Annotated in this window: 11 protein-coding genes; 3 read left to right on the forward strand and 8 right to left on the reverse strand. The window is 73.2% G+C overall.

What is annotated here, in order from left to right:
- Positions 1-46: 46 nt before the first annotated feature.
- Positions 47-259 (forward strand): DUF2795 domain-containing protein, encoded by a 213-nt coding sequence (locus tag ACWEGE_RS31735; protein ID WP_449664122.1) that lies wholly within the window; start codon positions 47-49, stop codon positions 257-259.
- Between the two features lie 39 nt (positions 260-298).
- On the forward strand, positions 299-865 hold the full coding sequence (locus tag ACWEGE_RS31740) for a cysteine hydrolase family protein (RefSeq protein ID WP_449664123.1): 567 nt from the start codon (positions 299-301) through the stop codon (positions 863-865).
- A 271-nt stretch (positions 866-1,136) separates the two neighbouring features.
- Here the strand turns inward: ACWEGE_RS31740 and ACWEGE_RS31745 are convergent, their stop codons facing one another.
- Together ACWEGE_RS31745 and ACWEGE_RS31750 are read right to left on the reverse strand one after the other, a co-directional pair.
- Positions 1,137-2,036, reverse strand: a complete 900-nt coding sequence (locus tag ACWEGE_RS31745; protein WP_449664124.1) for a serine hydrolase — start codon at positions 2,034-2,036, stop codon at positions 1,137-1,139.
- Positions 2,033-2,902 carry a LysR family transcriptional regulator gene (locus ACWEGE_RS31750; RefSeq protein WP_449664125.1) on the reverse strand — a complete coding sequence of 290 codons (870 nt, stop codon included), beginning with the start codon at positions 2,900-2,902 and terminating at the stop codon, positions 2,033-2,035. The genes ACWEGE_RS31745 and ACWEGE_RS31750 overlap by 4 nt, the downstream gene beginning before the upstream one ends.
- A 109-nt stretch (positions 2,903-3,011) precedes the next feature.
- On the opposite strand from ACWEGE_RS31750, the gene bla reads away from it, so the two are divergent.
- A complete protein-coding gene (gene bla, locus ACWEGE_RS31755) occupies positions 3,012-3,920 on the forward strand; it encodes a class A beta-lactamase (protein WP_449664126.1) in 909 nt (302 codons plus the stop codon).
- Here the strand turns inward: bla and ACWEGE_RS31760 are convergent.
- The 6 genes from ACWEGE_RS31760 to ACWEGE_RS31785 are packed head-to-tail and all read right to left on the reverse strand — an operon-like array spanning position 3,917 to position 16,340.
- Positions 3,917-4,531: an NAD(P)H-dependent oxidoreductase gene (locus ACWEGE_RS31760; protein ID WP_449664127.1), complete on the reverse strand. Its 615-nt coding sequence runs from the start codon at positions 4,529-4,531 to the stop codon at positions 3,917-3,919. The two genes, bla and ACWEGE_RS31760, sit on opposite strands and share 4 nt — an antisense overlap.
- Positions 4,528-5,454: a TauD/TfdA family dioxygenase gene (locus ACWEGE_RS31765; RefSeq protein ID WP_449664128.1), complete on the reverse strand. Its 927-nt coding sequence runs from the start codon at positions 5,452-5,454 to the stop codon at positions 4,528-4,530. Before ACWEGE_RS31765 ends, ACWEGE_RS31760 begins: the two co-directional genes overlap by 4 nt.
- Entirely contained in the window at positions 5,451-6,713 is a 1,263-nt protein-coding gene (locus tag ACWEGE_RS31770; protein WP_449664129.1) for an ATP-grasp domain-containing protein, read from the reverse strand. The genes ACWEGE_RS31765 and ACWEGE_RS31770 overlap by 4 nt, the downstream gene beginning before the upstream one ends.
- On the reverse strand, positions 6,710-7,957 hold the full coding sequence (locus ACWEGE_RS31775; RefSeq protein WP_449664130.1) for an ATP-grasp domain-containing protein: 1,248 nt from the start codon (positions 7,955-7,957) through the stop codon (positions 6,710-6,712). Before ACWEGE_RS31775 ends, ACWEGE_RS31770 begins: the two co-directional genes overlap by 4 nt.
- The gene (locus ACWEGE_RS31780) at positions 7,954-13,353 is read right to left on the reverse strand and encodes a non-ribosomal peptide synthetase/MFS transporter (RefSeq protein WP_449664131.1); all 5,400 of its coding nucleotides are present in this window, start codon (positions 13,351-13,353) and stop codon (positions 7,954-7,956) included. Before ACWEGE_RS31780 ends, ACWEGE_RS31775 begins: the two co-directional genes overlap by 4 nt.
- Positions 13,350-16,340, reverse strand: coding sequence for a non-ribosomal peptide synthetase (locus ACWEGE_RS31785; RefSeq protein WP_449664132.1), 2,991 nt, complete (start codon positions 16,338-16,340; stop codon positions 13,350-13,352). Before ACWEGE_RS31785 ends, ACWEGE_RS31780 begins: the two co-directional genes overlap by 4 nt.
- Positions 16,341-16,345 lie beyond the last annotated feature (5 nt).

Below are 16,345 nucleotides of genomic sequence, written 5' to 3' on the forward strand. Positions count from 1 at the left end.
CGTCCCGGGCTCGCCGGGTATGCGGGTGACGATCAGGAGGTGTGTGATGCCCGCTCCGGACCGGACCAGCCTGGAACAGCACCTGTCCGAGACCGAATACCCGTGCGGCCGCGAGGAACTCCTTCGCCGGGCCGCCGCGGCCGGTGGTGGCGACTCGGTGCTGGGCTCGCTCGGCGGCCTGCCGGACAGCGACCGGTACGAGAACTTCGACGCGGTGTGGGAGGCGGTGTCCGCCAAGCACATCGGCGGGGCGCCCTGACTCCCCGAAATTGTCGGTGCCGGTGGTTAAGGTGGCGCCATGACCACATTGACCGGCCGTCCGAACACCGCCCTGCTCGTCGTCGACGTGCAGAACGGCGTGATGGAAACGGCCCACGAGCGCGAATCCGTCCTGGCCAACCTCGTCACGCTGGTGGAGCGCGCCCGCGCCGCCGGCACCGAGGTGGTGTGGGTGCAGCACACCAGCGACGAGCTGCCGCGGGGCAGCCGGACGTGGGAGTACGTACCGGAACTGGTGCGCGCGGAAGGCGAACCGCTGGTGCACAAGGAGTACGGCGACTCCTTCGAGGACACCGACCTCGAAGAGGTGCTGGCGGCTCGCGGGATCGGCTCCCTGGTGGTGGCGGGGGCGCAGACGGACGCGTGCATCCGGTCGACTCTGCACGGGGCGCTCGCGCGGGGGTACGACGTGGCGCTGGTGGCGGACGCGCACACGACGGAGGACCTGTCGGCCTATGGTGCCCCGCCGCCGGGACAGGTCATCGCGCACACGAATCTGTACTGGAAGTACCAGACCGCGCCGGGGCGGACGGCGGGGACTTTGGAGACTGCCGAGGTGGAGTTCGGGGTGAAGACGCCGGCCTGAGGTGGGCTTTCCGCGGGCGGCCGGGGAAGGGTGAGGGGGCTGTTGGGGGCTTGTCGGCGCCGCTGAGGTGAGGCTGTGCGGGGCGGGCGACGCTTCCGTGGCGAGGCGGGCGACGCTTTGTGGCGATGCAGGCGACGCCTCGTCGCGAGGCAGGCGACGCTTAGTGGCGAGGCAGGTGATGCCTCGTGGCGGGGCAGGCGATGCTTCGTGGGGGCTCGAGCCGAGATGCGTTGGCTCCCCCGAGGCGCAAACTTCCTCCCCCAGCCGTTTCTCACCCTCCGCGGAGGTGGTCGCGCAGGGCCCGGGCCACCCGGGCCATCAGGATCTCCGCCTCCGGCTGGATCGCGGCCGGGACCGTCGACTCCGTCAGGGCCACCACCGCGAACACCCCGCCGTCCGCGTGCTCGACCACGCCCATCTCGTGGCGGAGGTTCAGCAACGTTCCCGTCTTCGAGGACCATCGCGCCGCGTCGGAAGCGAAGTCGGGGGTCAAGCGGTGGCGGATCATGTTGTTCGCCATCAGCTCGCGCACGCCGCCGGCCACCGAGGGGGCGATCTTCGACGGGGTCCAGAGCGCCTGCAGCAGCGAGAGCAACGCCCGCGCCGATGCCGAGTTCGCGCGGGTCGTGTCGAGCTGGCGGAGGCGGTGGCCCCGGCCGGCCGTCGACGCGCCGATCGCCAGTGCCTGGGCCAGGTCCGCCTCGCCCGCTTCGAACCGCTCGGCCGGGGTCTCGACCAGGTCGCGCATGAGGTGGCGCACCGCGATCCCGGGCAGGTCCCACTCCCCCAGCAGCCGGGTGACCTCCGGAGGCGGGGTCAGTCCGAACAGGACGTCCGCGGCCGTTCCGTCGCTCAACGACGTGCTCAGGTACACCAGGTCGCCGATCGCGACGCGCGCCGGGTGGCGGAAGCGGGTCAGGCCGGTCGGGCCCGGGGTCGTGACGCCGCCGGGTGACACCTCCAGCGGGGTTGCCGCGTCGAGCTCGCCGCGGCGGATGCGCTCCAGGGTCGCCGCCGCCAAGGGCACCTTGACCAACGAGGCGATCGGGTACTCGCGGTCCTCCTCGAGGCCGATTTCGGCCCCCGAGCGCAGGTCGCGGACCAGGAACGAGCCGCGCAGGCCGCCGTCGGCCAGCGCCGTGCGCAAGTCGCGGAGCAGCGAAGCGGTCATCGGCCGGCTCCGAGGCACCGGCCGACGGAGGCGTGCCACGTCGTCCGCAGCCGGTCCGCGTCCTCGGCCAGTGCCGCGGTGACGGCGAAGCCGCGGGCCAGGTCGAGCTCGCCGATCGGGCGCCAGGACAACCCCAGCTCTTCGGCCTGGACGACCGAACACAGCAGCAGGTCGGCGGAGGCGAACACCTCCGCGGCCGCCGACGTCAGCGAGTCCGCCACCGCCACCTGGGCCGGTGGCAGGCCCACCGCGTCCCGCACCCGCAGCACCCGGTCGCGGACGTGGGGCACGTCGTCCTCCGGCTGGATCCAGACGCGCCGCCGCGCGCCCGGCGAACGGCCCGCCCGCAGTGTCTCCAGGTGCACCACCCGGCCCGGCAACGGCGCCAAGCCGGCGACGCCCAGCGGCACCGACCACACGGCTTCCTCGGCCGGGACGGCGGTGAGCGCGGCCCGCACCTCGCCGGTGCGGACGAGCTCGGCCCGCTCACCCGGCCCCGCCGGGCGGAACTCGAGGTGGACCTCCAGCGCCCGGGCTTCCGCCGCGAGCCCGGCGAGCTCCCGCACCCCGCAGGTCGCCGGCACGGCCACCCGCACCGGCCGCAGCCGGGCGCGCTTCGCGTCGTGTTCCATCGCCTCGGCCAGCTGCACGAGCCGGCGCGCCGAGGGCAGCACGTCCCGGCCGAACGGCGTGAGCTTCGCCCGGCGGGTCGAGCGGTCGAACAGCCGCTCCCCGAAGTGCCGTTCGAGCGCGGCGATGCGCCGGCTGGCCACCGGCTGCGGGATCCGGGCGAGCGCCGCACCGGCCGTGAAGCTGCCCGTCTCGCTCACGCTCACGAACGCCTTGCAGCCACCGACCAGGTCCACGACCTGATCTTATGCCAATTCGGCATCAAACCGCTTACTTCCGTCTTGGACAGCATGAGCGAACGCCGTGAGACTGCGGAGGACGATCGAGAAACCGGAAGGAAGTCCCGTGCCGTTCCCCCGAGCCCGGCGGGCCGCGCTCGCCGCGCTGCTCCTCGTCCCGCTGGCCGCCTGCACCGCGGAAGCACCGAAGCCGGCCCCGGCGCCGGCCGCGACAGCGACACCGGCCACGACGCCGCAACCGGACTTCGCGCCGCTGGAACGCAGCTTCGACGCCCGCCTCGGCGTGTACGCCCTCGACACCGGCTCCGGCCGCGAGATCGCCCACCGCGCCGACGAGCGCTTCGGCTACGCCTCGACGCACAAGGCGTTCTCCGCCGCCGCCGTCCTGAAGAAGACCGGCCTCGACGGGCTCGCGAAGAACCTGAGCTACGCCCGCGCCGACCTGCAGCCGAACTCCCCCGTCACCGAAAAGCACGTCGCCACCGGCATTTCGCTGCGCGACGCGATCGACGCGGCGCTGCGCTACAGCGACAACACCACCGCGAACCTGCTGTTCCGCGAGCTCGGCGGCCCCGCCGGGCTCGCCGCCGCACTGCGCGAGGCCGGCGACACGACCACCCACGTCGACCGGATCGAACCCGGCCTCAACGACCTCGCGCCTGGCGACGTGCGGGACACGAGCACCCCGCGCGCGATGGCCGGCAGCCTGCGCGCCTTCGCCATCGGCCCCGCGCTGCCGCCGGAGAAGGCGACGGTGCTCACGGACCTGATGCGCGCCAACACGACCGGCGCCGCCCTGATCCGGGCGGGGGCACCGGCGGGCTGGGCCGTCGCCGACAAGACCGGGACGGGCAGCTACGCCACGCGCAACGACATCGCCGTCGTCTGGCCGCCCGGGCGGGCGCCGATCGTGCTGGCGGTCATGTCCAGCCGCCAGGACAAGGACGCCGAGCACGACGACCGCCTGATCGCGCAGGCGGCGAAGCTGGTCTTCGACGCGCTGAAGGCGAGCTAGCCGAAGAGCCGCTCCACCACCGCGGAGACGTCGTCGAGCCACGCGGCCCGCTGGGCCGCGTCGGCGTCGGCCACCACCCGCAGCACCAGGCGGCGCACCTCCGGCTCGCCCAGGTAGGGCGCGAGGCAGCGCCGCCAGATCGCGTCCAGCGGGTCGCCGAACAGCGTCCGCTCCCGCTCCTCGGTCGTGTCGGAGGTGTTGACCACCAGCAGCCGCCGCAGGGACAGCAGCGGCTCGGGCGCGCCGCCGGCGTCGTCGAGGCGGTAGGCGACGCCGGGGACGAGGATCCGGTCGAGCCAGCCGCCGAGGATCGCCGGCGGCTTGCCCCACCAGTTCGGGTGGATCGCGACGAGCCCGCCCGCCTCGCGCAGCTCGCTGCGGTGACGCCGCACCAGCGGGTCCGGTTCGGCGGCGAGGAACTCCTCCGCCCGGTCCCCGCTGGTGTAGGCCTCCTCCGCGGTCAGGACCGGGTCGAAGCCCTCGGCGTACAGGTCGTGGAACCGCACCGGCACCCCGGCCCGCTCCAGCGCCTCGACCACTCGCGCGGCCAGCGCGTGGTTGAAGCTGCCGGGCCGCGGGTGGGCGAGCAGCACCACCACCGGTGCGGTCATCCCGTCATCGCCACCAGGATGCGCCGCTTGCCGGTGAACGGCTCGCGGCCGTGGGCCATCAGCATGTTGTTGATCACCATGATGTCGCCGGGCTGCCAGGGGAACGCGTAGCTGACTTCGTCGTAGACCTCGCGAATCTTCTGGAGGTCCGCGACCGGGATCGGGCTGCCGTCGGCGAAGTAGGCGTTGCGCGGCAGGTCCTCCTCGGGGTACAGCTCCAGCAGCGCCTCGCTGACCTCTTCGCCGAGGCTGGAGACGTGGAAGAGGTTGGCCTGGTTGAACCACACGGTGTCCCCGGTGTGCGGTTCCGTCGCGAAGGACGGCCGGACGTGCCGCGTGCGCAGCCCCTCTTCGGTCCATTGGTGCGTCTGGCCGTGGCTCGCGCAGTACTCCTCGACGGCCGCGCGGTCCTCGGTCTGGAACGCCTCCTGCCAGGTCAGCCCGAGCCCTTCGCGGAACGCACGGGTGTAGGTGACGCCGTCCGCGAACCGCTCGCGCAGGTCTTCCGGCAGCAGCCGGTACACCGCCCGGCTGTCCGCGATCGGGGTCGCGCCACCGGTTTCCGCGGCGGTGTCGCACAGGAAGAACAGCCGGGCCGGCCAGCTCGCCGAGTAGGAGTTCTCGTTGTGCATCGGGATCGACTCGGCGGGCGGGTACTCGGTCGAGGTGTAGATGTTGCCCGCCACGGCCGAGCGCGGCGTCGAGCGCTCGGTGTAGGTGAGCAGCGCGCCGCCGATCGTCTCGGTGACCTTGTTGAACAGGTCGAGGTCGGCGGGCAGGCCGCGCAGCAGGATCGCGCCGTGGTCACGCAGGTGCGCCTGCAGCTGCGGCAACTGTGCCTCGACTGCCGCGAAGTCCGCGGTGGCGAAGACGGCGATCTTCGTGTGCTCGTTGCCTTGCAGCTCCGCGAGTACGGCGGTCATGCTTCCTCCAGTTCGAAGTGGATCAGCTTGGTGGCCTCAGCGTGCAGCGCGGCCAGGTCGTCCAGGTCGGCGAAGCCCGCGACGAGGACGTTCACGGCGTAGATCTCCTGGTCGTCGGTGAGCACCTGGCCGGGCGAAACGATCGTGACGACGTCGAGCACTTCGGGCAGGTCCGCGACCTCGCCGGTGCCTTCGACGCGCACCAGCCGCCCCGCGCCTTCGGCGTAGACGACCAGGTACCCGACCGGCACCGGCAGCCCGGTGCCCCGGACGGGCGGAGGGGTGCCGAGGGCCAGCGAGACAGCTTCGGCGGTGACGTCGATGCCAGTGGCGAGCTTCAGCAGCGCGGGCTGCGCGCCCCCGGCGGGGCGGCCGGCGTTGACCTCGACGACCACCGGCCCGAGCTCGGCGTCGTCGATCACCTCGACGTGCGCGACCGCCTGGTCGAGCCCCAGCGCGAGCACCGCGTCGGCCGCGGCCGCCCGGATCGCCGCCGCGCGCCCGGCGGGGAGCCCGAACGGCGGGCAGACCATGCCGAGCTCGAACTTCCGCTCGTCGATCAACGGCTTGCCGACCACGGTGACGGTCTCCGCGACCCCGGCGCGGACCAGCACGTCCACCGCGTACTCCGGCCCGTCGAGCAGGCCCTCGACGAGGAACACGCGCAGCGGGTCGAGGCCGCCGGGCAGCGGACGGTGGTAGCGCGCGTCCGCGTTCTCCGGCAGCCGGGTGGCCAGCACCCGGTAAGCCGCGGCCAGTTCATCCACGGTGGACACCGTGCGGACCAGGGTGCTGGCGGCGCCGTTGACCGGCTTGACGATCGCCGGCAGCCCGACCCGCCCGGCGATCGCCGCGGCCTCGGCCGGGTCGGCGAACAACGCGCACCGAGGCCCCGGCAGCCCCGCTTCGGCGAGGGCCTGCCGGACGGCGAACTTGTTGTGCGCCAGCGTGAACACCGACGCCGGGCAGCGTGCGACGCCGAGCAGCTCGGCCACCTGGGCGGTGCTCGCGATGATCCCCTCCGCCCCGGTCAGCACCGCCGCGGGCGCCCGGTCCCGGAGCGCGCCGGTGACGGCGAGGACGTCCCGGACGTCGTCGACGAAGACGAACCCGTCCACGAGCGGGTCCAGCGCGGCCCGCTCGGCGTCGTCCAGGGGCTCGGTGACGAGTTCGGCCCGCCACCCGGACGCCCGGACGGCGGCCGCGAAGTCCCCGATCCAGTGCCCGTGCGTCTCCCGGACGATGAACGCGGTGTTCACGCGACCTCCAGGCGGATCAGCTTGCTCGCTTCGGCGTGCAGGGCGGCGAGGTCCTCGTGGTCGGCGAACCCGGCGACGACGAGGTTCACCGCGTACGTCTCCTGCTCGTCGGTGAGCACCTGACCGGGTGAAACCGTCGTGACGACGTCGATCACCTCCGGCAGCGCGGCGACCTCGTCGAGGCCGCCGATCCCGGTCAGGGTGCCGGAGCCGGCCGCGTAGAGGATCAGCATCGCGAGGGGGATCTGCAGTTTCGCCGGTTCCCGCGCGGGCGGCGGTGCGCCCAGTGCCAGCGCGGTCAGCTCGGCGAACACGTCGATGCCGGTGCGCAGCTTGGCCAGCAGCGGCATGATCGAGCCCGCCGGGCGGCCCGCGTTGACCTCCACGATGGTCGGGCCGCGCCGCACGTCGTCGATCACCTCGACGTGCGCGACCGTGTTGTCCAGGCCCAGCGCCAGAACCGCGTCCGCGGCCGCGGAGGTGATCAGCGCGAGGCGCTCTTCGGTGAGCCCGGCCGGAGGGCAGGACAGGGCCAGCTCGAACTTGCGCTCGTCGATGAGCGGCTTGTCGAGGACCTCGATCGGCTCGACGACGCCGTCGCGGACGAGCACGTCCACCGCGTACTCGGGCCCGTCGAGGAAGCCTTCGACGAGGAAGGTCCCGGCCGGGTCGAGGGTCCCCAGCTGGCGGTGGTAGCGCGGGTCCGCGGACTCGGGCAGCCGCGCGGCCAGCAGCTCGTACGCCGCCGCCAGTTCCTCCACGGTGGACACGGTGCGCACCAGGTTGCTCCCGGCCCCGTTGACCGGCTTGACGATCGCCGGCAGGCCGACCCGCGCCGCCACCTCCGCGGCTTCCGCCGCCGAGGAGATCAACGCGAACGGGGTCCCGCCCAGCACCTCCCGGACCGCGAACTTGTTCGCGCACCGGGCGAACACCGACGCCGGGCACCGCGCGACGCCGAGCAGCTCGGCGACCCGGGCGGTGCTCGCGATGGCCCCGTCCGACCCGGTCAGCACGGCGGCCGGTGTCCCGTATTCCGAACGGATCTTCGCCGCGACCGCCGGAGCGTCGTAGACGTCGTCGACCGCGACCACTTCGTCCACCAGCGCGGCCAGTGACGCGCGCTCGGCCTCGTCCACGGGCGGGGCCAGGAGTACCGCGCGGTGGCCGGCCGCGTGCACCGCGGCGGCGACCTCGCCGACCCAGTGCCCGCGGGCCTCCCTGATCAGGACCACGGTGTTCACGCGGCCTCCTTCCCGGCGAGCTTGCGCTCCCGTTCCTGCGCGCCGACGAGGTCGTCCGGCAGCGAATCGGGCACTTCGGTGTCGAACCGGCGCAGCAGCCGGATGCTGAACCCGCCGGCGTTGACCAGCAGCAGGACCAGCGCGTAGACGACGTAGGCGAGCCCGACGCCGCGGCCTTCGCCGGTGCCGAGGACCGCGCCGACCGACCCGGACAGCGCCCCGCCGGGGGCGAGCAGCGGCGAGAACCAGCCGACGGCCAGCGGCGCCAGCACCGCGAACCCGATCGGCAGGGTGGACCAGGTGATCGTCTGGTTGATCGCGAACACCCGGCCGTGGTAGCGCTGCGGCACCTTGACCTGCACGAGCGTCGCGTAGATGCCCTGGGACACCGCCATCGCGGCGGCGAGCAGGAACACCCCGGCCGCGACGACGACCAGCGACGGCCGCAGGCCCATCACCAGGCTGCCGAGCGCGATGCCGACGTTGCCGAACAGGACGCCGACCATCCGCCGCTTGCGCGGGCCGCCCCACAGCGCCATGCCGATGCCGCCGGCCACCGCGCCGACCGCTTCGGCCAGCGCCACCTGGGCGACGTCGGTGACCGTGCCGAAGGACAGCACCAGCGGGGAGACGAGCACCAGCGCGGGGGCCAGGAAGACGTTGGCCAGCGCGAAGTACAGCAGCATGGTGCGGAACCCGCGGTGGTTCCACGAGTACTTGAGCCCGCCCGCGATCGCGGTCAGCAGCGGCTCGCGCGGGCGCCAGCCGAGCAGGTCGGGGAACCGGACGAACAGCAGGCTGACGACGGCGAAGACGTAGCTGGCCATGTCGAGCACCAGGATCCCGGACAGCTGGATCGCGGCCAGGAGCCCGGCCGCGATCACCGGCATGAGCAGCTGCGCGAAGCCGTTGGACAGCTGGGCCAGCCCCATCGCGTGCCCGAGGTACTGCTTGGGCACCAGCTGCGCCACCGACGACTGGTAGGCGATCCGCTGGATCGACCCGGCGACCGACCCGAGCGGGATCAGCACGTACAGGAACCACAGCTGCAGGTTCCCGGCGGTCAGCAGCAAGGCCAGTACGAGCTGGATGACCCCGGCGATCGCGCTGGCCGCGATCATGATGCGACGGCGGTCGCCGCGGTCGACCAGCGCGCCCGCCACCGGCAGCACCAGCACCCCGCAGAGCAGGGCCAGTGCCCAGAGCAGGCCGAGGTCGGTGACCGAGCCGGTCTTCGTGTAGAGCCAGATCGGCACCGCGAACGACGTCAGCGCCGAGCCGGTCGAGGAGACCAGCTGGCCGACGGTGACCGTGACGAACCGGGCCATGCTCGGCTTCACCGCGGGCTTCTCGTCCACTGTGGACCGATGCGTGTCGTGCACGGCCCAGTCGGCGTCCTCCCCGCGCGCCGAGACGTGCAGGTCGCCGGGGTCGTCGAGCGCCGGGTGCACGCGGGTGAGGATCTCCGCCAGTTCCTCCGCGCGGTAGCGGAGGAAGAAGTGCCCGGCCTGGTCCAGCACGACCAGGGCGGTCCGGTCGGTGAGGAACTCCCATTCGCGGTAGCGCTCGGCGTAGTAGTCGGTGACCGGGTCCTCCGAGCCGACGACCGAGACGATCGGCGCGCGCAGCTTGGCCACGCGGGCGTCGAGCAGGCCGCTGAAGTACTCCTCGGCGGCGCGGCTGTCGGCGCGCATGTTGCTGATGATCCGGTCGGCCTGTGCCGGGTCGAGGTCGTCGGTGTCGACGCCCATGCCCTTGAGCCAGTTCGCGTAGTACCGGTTGCTGCGCAGCTTTTCCAGCCGCGTGCGCAGCGTGCCGACCGCGCCCTTGATCCGCGCGAACGGGAAGATCGCCCCGATGTGGACGACCTCCAGCTCGCGGCCCCGCTCCTCCAGACGCCGGGCGACGCCGACCGCGAGGGCGTTGCCGACCCCGCAGTGGCCGTAGATGGCCAGGGGGCCGTCGATGCGCTCGAGGACCTCGTCGGCCAGCCGCTCGACGAGTTCGTCGAACGGCACGGCTTCTTCGGACAGCCCGACGTCGTGGCCGGGGATCGCCACCGAGAACAGCGAGTAGCCGCCCGGGAGGGCGTCGGCGAGGGGCTGGTAGACGATCGCGCTGCCGCCGCCGTAGGGGAAGCAGACGTAGGTGAGCGTCGGCTTCGCGACCGGTTTGGTCAGCTCGTACAGCAGGTGCCCGGAGTCGTCGCGGTCGCCGTCGAGGAACACCGCGAGCTCGCGGATCGTGCGGTGCTGGAACAGGTCCATCACGCCCGCCTGGTGCCCGGCCTTGGCGATCCGCGCGACGACCTGGGTGGCGAGCATCGAGTGCCCGCCGAGGTCGAAGAAGTCGTCGTCGACGCCGAGTTCGTCGACCTTGAGCACGTCCCGCCAGATCTCGGCGAGCAGCACTTCCAAGGGGGTCGACGGTTCGACCAGGGCCGTGCTCGCGTCGCGGGCCGCGACCGGCGCGGGCAGCGCCTTGCGGTCGAGCTTCCCGTTCGGCGTCAGCGGCAGGGCGTCGAGGGCGACGAACGACGGCGGGACCATGTAGTCCGGCAGCGTCTCCTTCAACGCGGTCCGCAGCGTGCCCGCGTCCGCCTCGCCGACGACGTAGCCGACCAGGCGCTTGTCCCCCGGCGTGTCCTCCCGGACGAGCACGACGGCGTCGGCCACCCCGGGCTGTTCCCGCAGCCGGGCTTCGATCTCGCCCAGCTCGATGCGCAGGCCGCGCAGCTTGACCTGGTGGTCGAGCCGGCCGAGGAAGGCGATCGTGCCGTCGGCACGCCAGGAGGCGAGGTCGCCGGTACGGTACATCCGGCCGCCGTGGAACGGATCCAGGACGAACCGTTCGGCCGTCAGTTCCGGCCGGTTGTGGTAGCCCAGCGCCAGGCCGACACCGGCGATGTGGAGCTCGCCGGGCACGCCTACCGGGCACGGGTTGCCGCGCCGGTCGAGGACGTAGATGCGCAGGTTGCGGATCGGTGCCCCGATCGGCACGGACGCGACCTCGGCGAGCGCTTCGGGCGTGCAGTGCCAGGCGGTGACGTCGATCGCGGCTTCGGTCGGCCCGTAGAGGTTGTGCAGCTCACAGTGCGGCAGCCGCCGGACGAACTCGCGCGCGGTGTCCAGGGGCAGCTCTTCGCCGCTGCAGACGACCCGCCGCAGCGCTGTCACCTGCTCCACCCCCGGCTCCGCGAGGAAGAGGCTCAACATCGAGGGCACGAAGTGCGCGGTGGTGATGCCTTCGGTCTCCAGGAGTTCCCGCAGGTAGGCGGCGTCCTTGTGGCCGCCGGGTTCGGCCAGCACCAGCCGCGCGCCGGTCATCAGCGGCCAGAAGAACTCCCACACCGAGACGTCGAAGCTCGCCGGGGTCTTCTGGAGCACCGCGTCCGAGCCGTCGAGGCGGTATTCACGCTGCATCCAGTCGAGGCGGTTGACGATGCCGCGGTGGCCGTTCGGCACGCCCTTCGGCCGCCCGGTCGACCCGGACGTGTAGATGACGTACGCGGGATCCTCCGCGCCCGCCAAGGGTTCCAGAGGCGTGGCCGGCCCGGTCAGGTCGTCGAGGACCACGACCGTGGCGTCACTCGGCGGCAGGGTTTCGCGCAGGGCAGCCTGGGTCAGCACCACCGGCGCGGCCGCGTCTTCGAGCATGAAGGCGAGCCGGTCGGCCGGGTACTCCGGGTCGAGCGGCACGTACGCGCCCCCGGCCTTGAGCACGCCGAGCAGCGCGACGACGAGTTCGAACGACCGCTGGGCGAAGACGCCGACCAGGGTGCCCGGCCCGACGCCGAGGTCGCGCAGGCGGTGGGCGAGCCGGTTGGCCCGCTCGTCCAGCTCGCGGTAGGACAGCGACGCCCCGCGGAAGGTCAGCGCGGGGGCGTCCGGTGTCCGGGCGACCTGGGCTTCGACGAGCGAGTGCAGCGTGCCCGGCGGGATCTCGCCGGCGGTGTCGTTCCAGCGGTTCAGCACCAGGTCCCGCTGGTCGCCGAGCAGATCCAGCTCGGACACCGGCCGCCCCGGGTCCGCGACGACCGACCGCAGCAGCGTGACCAGGCGCTCGGCCATGCCCGCGACGGTCTCCGTGCCGAACAGCGCCGTGTTGTGCACGAACTTGCCGATCAGCCCGGAGGAGACCTCGATCGCGTGGAACTCGAAGTCGAACCGGGTCGAGGGCAGGTCCATGGGCAGCCACCGGAAGTCCACATCGGACTTCCCGGCCGCGCCCATCCGGCCCATTTCGTAGTTCTGCAGCACGAACATCGCCTGGAACACCGGCGAGCGGCTGACGTCCCGCGGCACGCCGAGGGCGTTGACCAGCCGCTCGAACGGGACGTCGGCGTGCTCGAACGCGTCGAGCACGTGCCGGCGGGTCCGCGCCAGCAGCTCGGCGAACGTCGGATCGCCCGCCAGCTGGGCGCGCAGCGGCAGCATGTTGATGAACATGCCGACCACGCCTTCGAGCTCGGGCAGCCCGCGCCCGGCCGACGACGACCCGACGGCGAAGTCGTCCTGCCCGGAGTACCGGGCCAGCAGGACCTGGTAGGCGGCCAGCAGCGTCATGAACAGCGTGACGCCGTGCTCGCGGCTCAGCGCGCCGAGCGCGCGGGCGAGGTCCTGCTCGACGAAGAACTCGTGGATGGCGCCGTCGAACGTCTGGGTCGCCGGCCGCGGGTGGTCGGTGGGCAGCTCCAGGGGTTCGACGCCGTCGAGCGCGGCCCGCCAGTGGTCGAGCTGCCGGTCCAGTTCGGTGCCGGTCAGCGTCCGGCGCTGCCAGTGCGCGAAGTCGCCGTAGCCGATGGCCAGCGCGGGCAGCCCGGCCGCCGTGCCGTGGTAGTGCGCGGCGAGGTCGCGCAGCAGCAGGTCGACCGACCAGCCGTCGCCGACGATGTGGTGCGTGCACACCGCGAGGAGGTGCTCGTCGTCGGAAACCCGCGCGAGGGTGGCGCGCAGCAGCGGCCCGCCGGCCAGGTCGAACGGCTCGGCCGCGGCGGCGTCGACCGCCGCCCGGGCCGCGGCTTCACTGCCTGCGTCCACAATGGACAGCGGAACGGTGACGACCGGTTCGACGTGGACGGACGGCTGCCCGTCCTCGCCGGCCGGGAACCGCATCCGCAGCGCCTCGTGCCGCGCCGGGAGGGCGTCGAGCGCGGCCTGCAGCGCGGCGGTGTCGAGACGGCCGGTGAGCCGGATCGGCACCGGGATGGTGTAGGACGTGGTTCCGGGCGCGAACTGCTCCATGAACCAGACGCGTTCCTGCTGGTAGGACAGCGGAACGGGGTCGCCGTCCGGGCGCCGGGTGATGGTCGCGGCCGGCTCGGCGCGCCGCCGCAGCCGCTGTTCCAGCAGCGCGCGGCGCGCGGCCGCGCGGCCGGTTTCGTCGATCGTCGTCACGCCGGCCCGCCTTCGGCCAGCTGGGCCTGGACCTCTTCGTCGCTGAGCTGGTCGAGGTCGGCTTCCAGGCGGCGCTCGACCTCGGCGGCCAGCTCGGCCACCGTGGTGAACGAGAACAGCCCGCGCACCGGCAGGTCGACGCCGACCTGCTTGCGGATCCGGACCATCGCGCGGATGGCGAGCAGCGAGTTGCCGCCGTGGGCGAAGAAGTCGTCGTGCACGCCGAGCTTCTCCACGCCCAGCAGCTCGCCGAGGACCTCGGCGACCAGTTCCTCGGCCGCGGTGCCCGGCGCCACGTATTCGGCCGGGCCACCGTCGAGCCGCGGGTCCGGCAGGGCGGCCCGGTCGAGCTTGCCGCTGGCCGCGACCGGCAGCGCGTCCAGGGTGACGAACACCGTGGGCACCAGGTACTCCGGCAGGGTGGCCCGCAGGGCGTCGGCCGCGCCGTCGGCGGTGCCGACGACGTACCCGACCAGCGTTCCTTCGCGGACCGCGACCGCCGCGTCCCGGATCTCCGGCAGCTCCTTCAGCGCGGCTTCCACCTCGCCCGGCTCGATCCGGAAGCCGCGCAGCTTGACCTGGTCGTCGGTCCGGCCGAGGTATTCGAGGGTGCCGTCGCGGCGCCAGCGCGCGAGGTCGCCGGTGGCGTACATCCGCCCGAAGGGGCCGTCGGGGAAGCGCTGCGCGGTCAGCTCGGGCAGGCCGAGGTAGCCGTGCGCGAGCTGGTCGCCGGCCAGGTGCAGCTGGCCGGCCACGCCGGGCGGGACCGGCCGCAGCCGGTCGTCGAGCACGTAGGCGCGGGTGCCGGGGATCGGGCGGCCGATCCGGACGGGCCCGGCGACCGGCCCGTCGAGCCGGTGGGCGACGCAGCCGACCGTCGCCTCGGTCGGGCCGTATTCGTTGGTCACGGCGATGCCGGTGAACGGCCGGACGGCTTCGCCGATCAGCGCTTCGCCGCCGACGACCAGGTCGCCGGTCGGGTACGACTCTTCGGGCAGCACCGCGAGGTGCGTCGGCGTCGCCTTGACGAAGTCGGGCCGTCCGGAGTCCACGATGGACCCGCCGGCGGTGAGCGGGCCGAGCAGCGTGGTCACGGTCAGGTCGAAGGACGCCGACGTGTGCAGCAGCGCACGGCCCGCCAGGCTCGGGTAGGCCTCGCGCGCCCAGGCCAGGTAGGTGGCCAGGGCGCGGTGTCCGACCTGCACGCCCTTCGGCCGCCCGGTCGAGCCGGACGTGTAGATGACGTAGGCGATGTCGTCCGGACCCGGCTGCGCGAGGTTCTCCTCGGGCGAGTCCGCCCAGACGGCCGGGGCGTCGAGCGCGAGGGTGTCCCCGTCGAGGTCGACGTCCCCGGCGGTGAGCACCACCCGCGCCCCGGCGTCGGCCAGGATCAGCGCCTGCCGCTGGGGCGGGTTCGCCGGGTCGAGCGGGACGTAGGCGGTGCCGCTCTTGAGCGCACCGAGGACGCCCACGACGAGGTCGGCGGAGTTCGGCGCGCAGATCCCGGCCACGCCACCGCCGCCGAGGCGGTGTGCGACCCGGTTGGCCCGCGCGTTCAGCTCGGCGTAGGTCAGCCGGACACCGCCGAGGTCGACGGCGACGGCGTCCGGGGTCGCCCGCACCTGGTCTTCGAAGCGGGCGACGACCAGCGGTGCGTCCTCGGCGGACGAACCGCTCCACTCGTCCAGGACCTGGCCGCGCTCGGCGTCCGACAGCAGCGGCAGGTCCGCCACCGCGACGGCCGGGTCCGCGGCCGCGGCGGTCAGCACCCGGAGGAACCGGTCCACCATGGACTCCGCGGTGGCCCGGTCGAACAGGTCGGTGCGGTAGAGCAGCCGGCCGCCGGTGGCGGTCAGGTCGATCGCCACGTCGTCCTTGGCGGTCGCGTAGCGGACCGGCTCGATGCCCGAGTCGGGGATGAAGTTGAAGCCGAGCTGGTAGACGGCTTGCACACTGCCGTCACGCTCCGGGCGGACCTCGTCGGCGACCAGCTGGAACGGCACCCGGCCGTGCTCGATGGCGTCCAGCACCGCGGTGCGGACCCGGCCCACCAGCTCGGCGAACGGCAGGTCGCCGTCGCAGTCCACGCGGATGGCGAGCTGGTTGACGAACATCCCGATCAGCGGCGCCAGCTCCGGCAGGTCCCGGCCGGCGACCGGCACGCCCACCACGACGTCGGCCGAGCCGGACAGCCGCGACAGCAGCGCGGTGTAGGCGGCCAGCAGCACCATGAACGGCGACGCGGACAGCTCGCGGCCCACCTCGCCGACACGGTCGAGAAGGCCGTCCGGCAGGGCGAAGTCGACCTGGTCGCCGCCGAAGCCGAACTCCGCGGGCCGCGGCCGGTCGGTGGGCAGGCTGTGCACCGGCGGCAGCCCGGCCAGCCGCTCGCGCCAGTAGTCCAGCTGCGGGCGGACCGCCGGCAGCTGGGCGCGCTGCCAGGCCGAGTAGTCGGGGTACTGGATGGCCAGCTCGGGCAGCTTCGGCAGCCGGCCCTCGGCGGCCGCGTTGCAGGCTTCGTCGAGCTCCGCGGCCAGGACGACCGCCGATCCGGCGTCGAACACCGTGTGGTGCACGACGAAGGTCAGCAGCCAGTCCGAGTCACCCAGCCGGCACAGCTGCGCCCGCCACGGGGGGGCGGTGTCCAGCGGGATCGGGCGGCGGGCGATCGCCTCCGAAAGCTCGACCGCGCGAGCCTCCCGGTCGGGGTGTTCCCGCAGGTCGTGCCGTTCGAAGTCGATCGGGACGTCCTTGTGCACCACCTGGAGGAGGTCGGCGCCGTCCATCCGGAACGCCGTCCGCAGGGCTTCGTGGCGCCCGACGACCACGCCGAGCGCGGCCCGCCACTGCGCTTCGGTGAGCGGCAGGTCCTGCCGCACCTGGCAGGGGAGGTTGTACACCGGGGACGCCGGGTCGAGCTGGTTGGACAGCCAGATCCGCTCCTGCCCGAACGACGCCGGGAACGTCCATTCCTTCGTTTCGGTCATGTCTC

The organism is Amycolatopsis sp. NPDC004747, assembly GCF_053601335.1.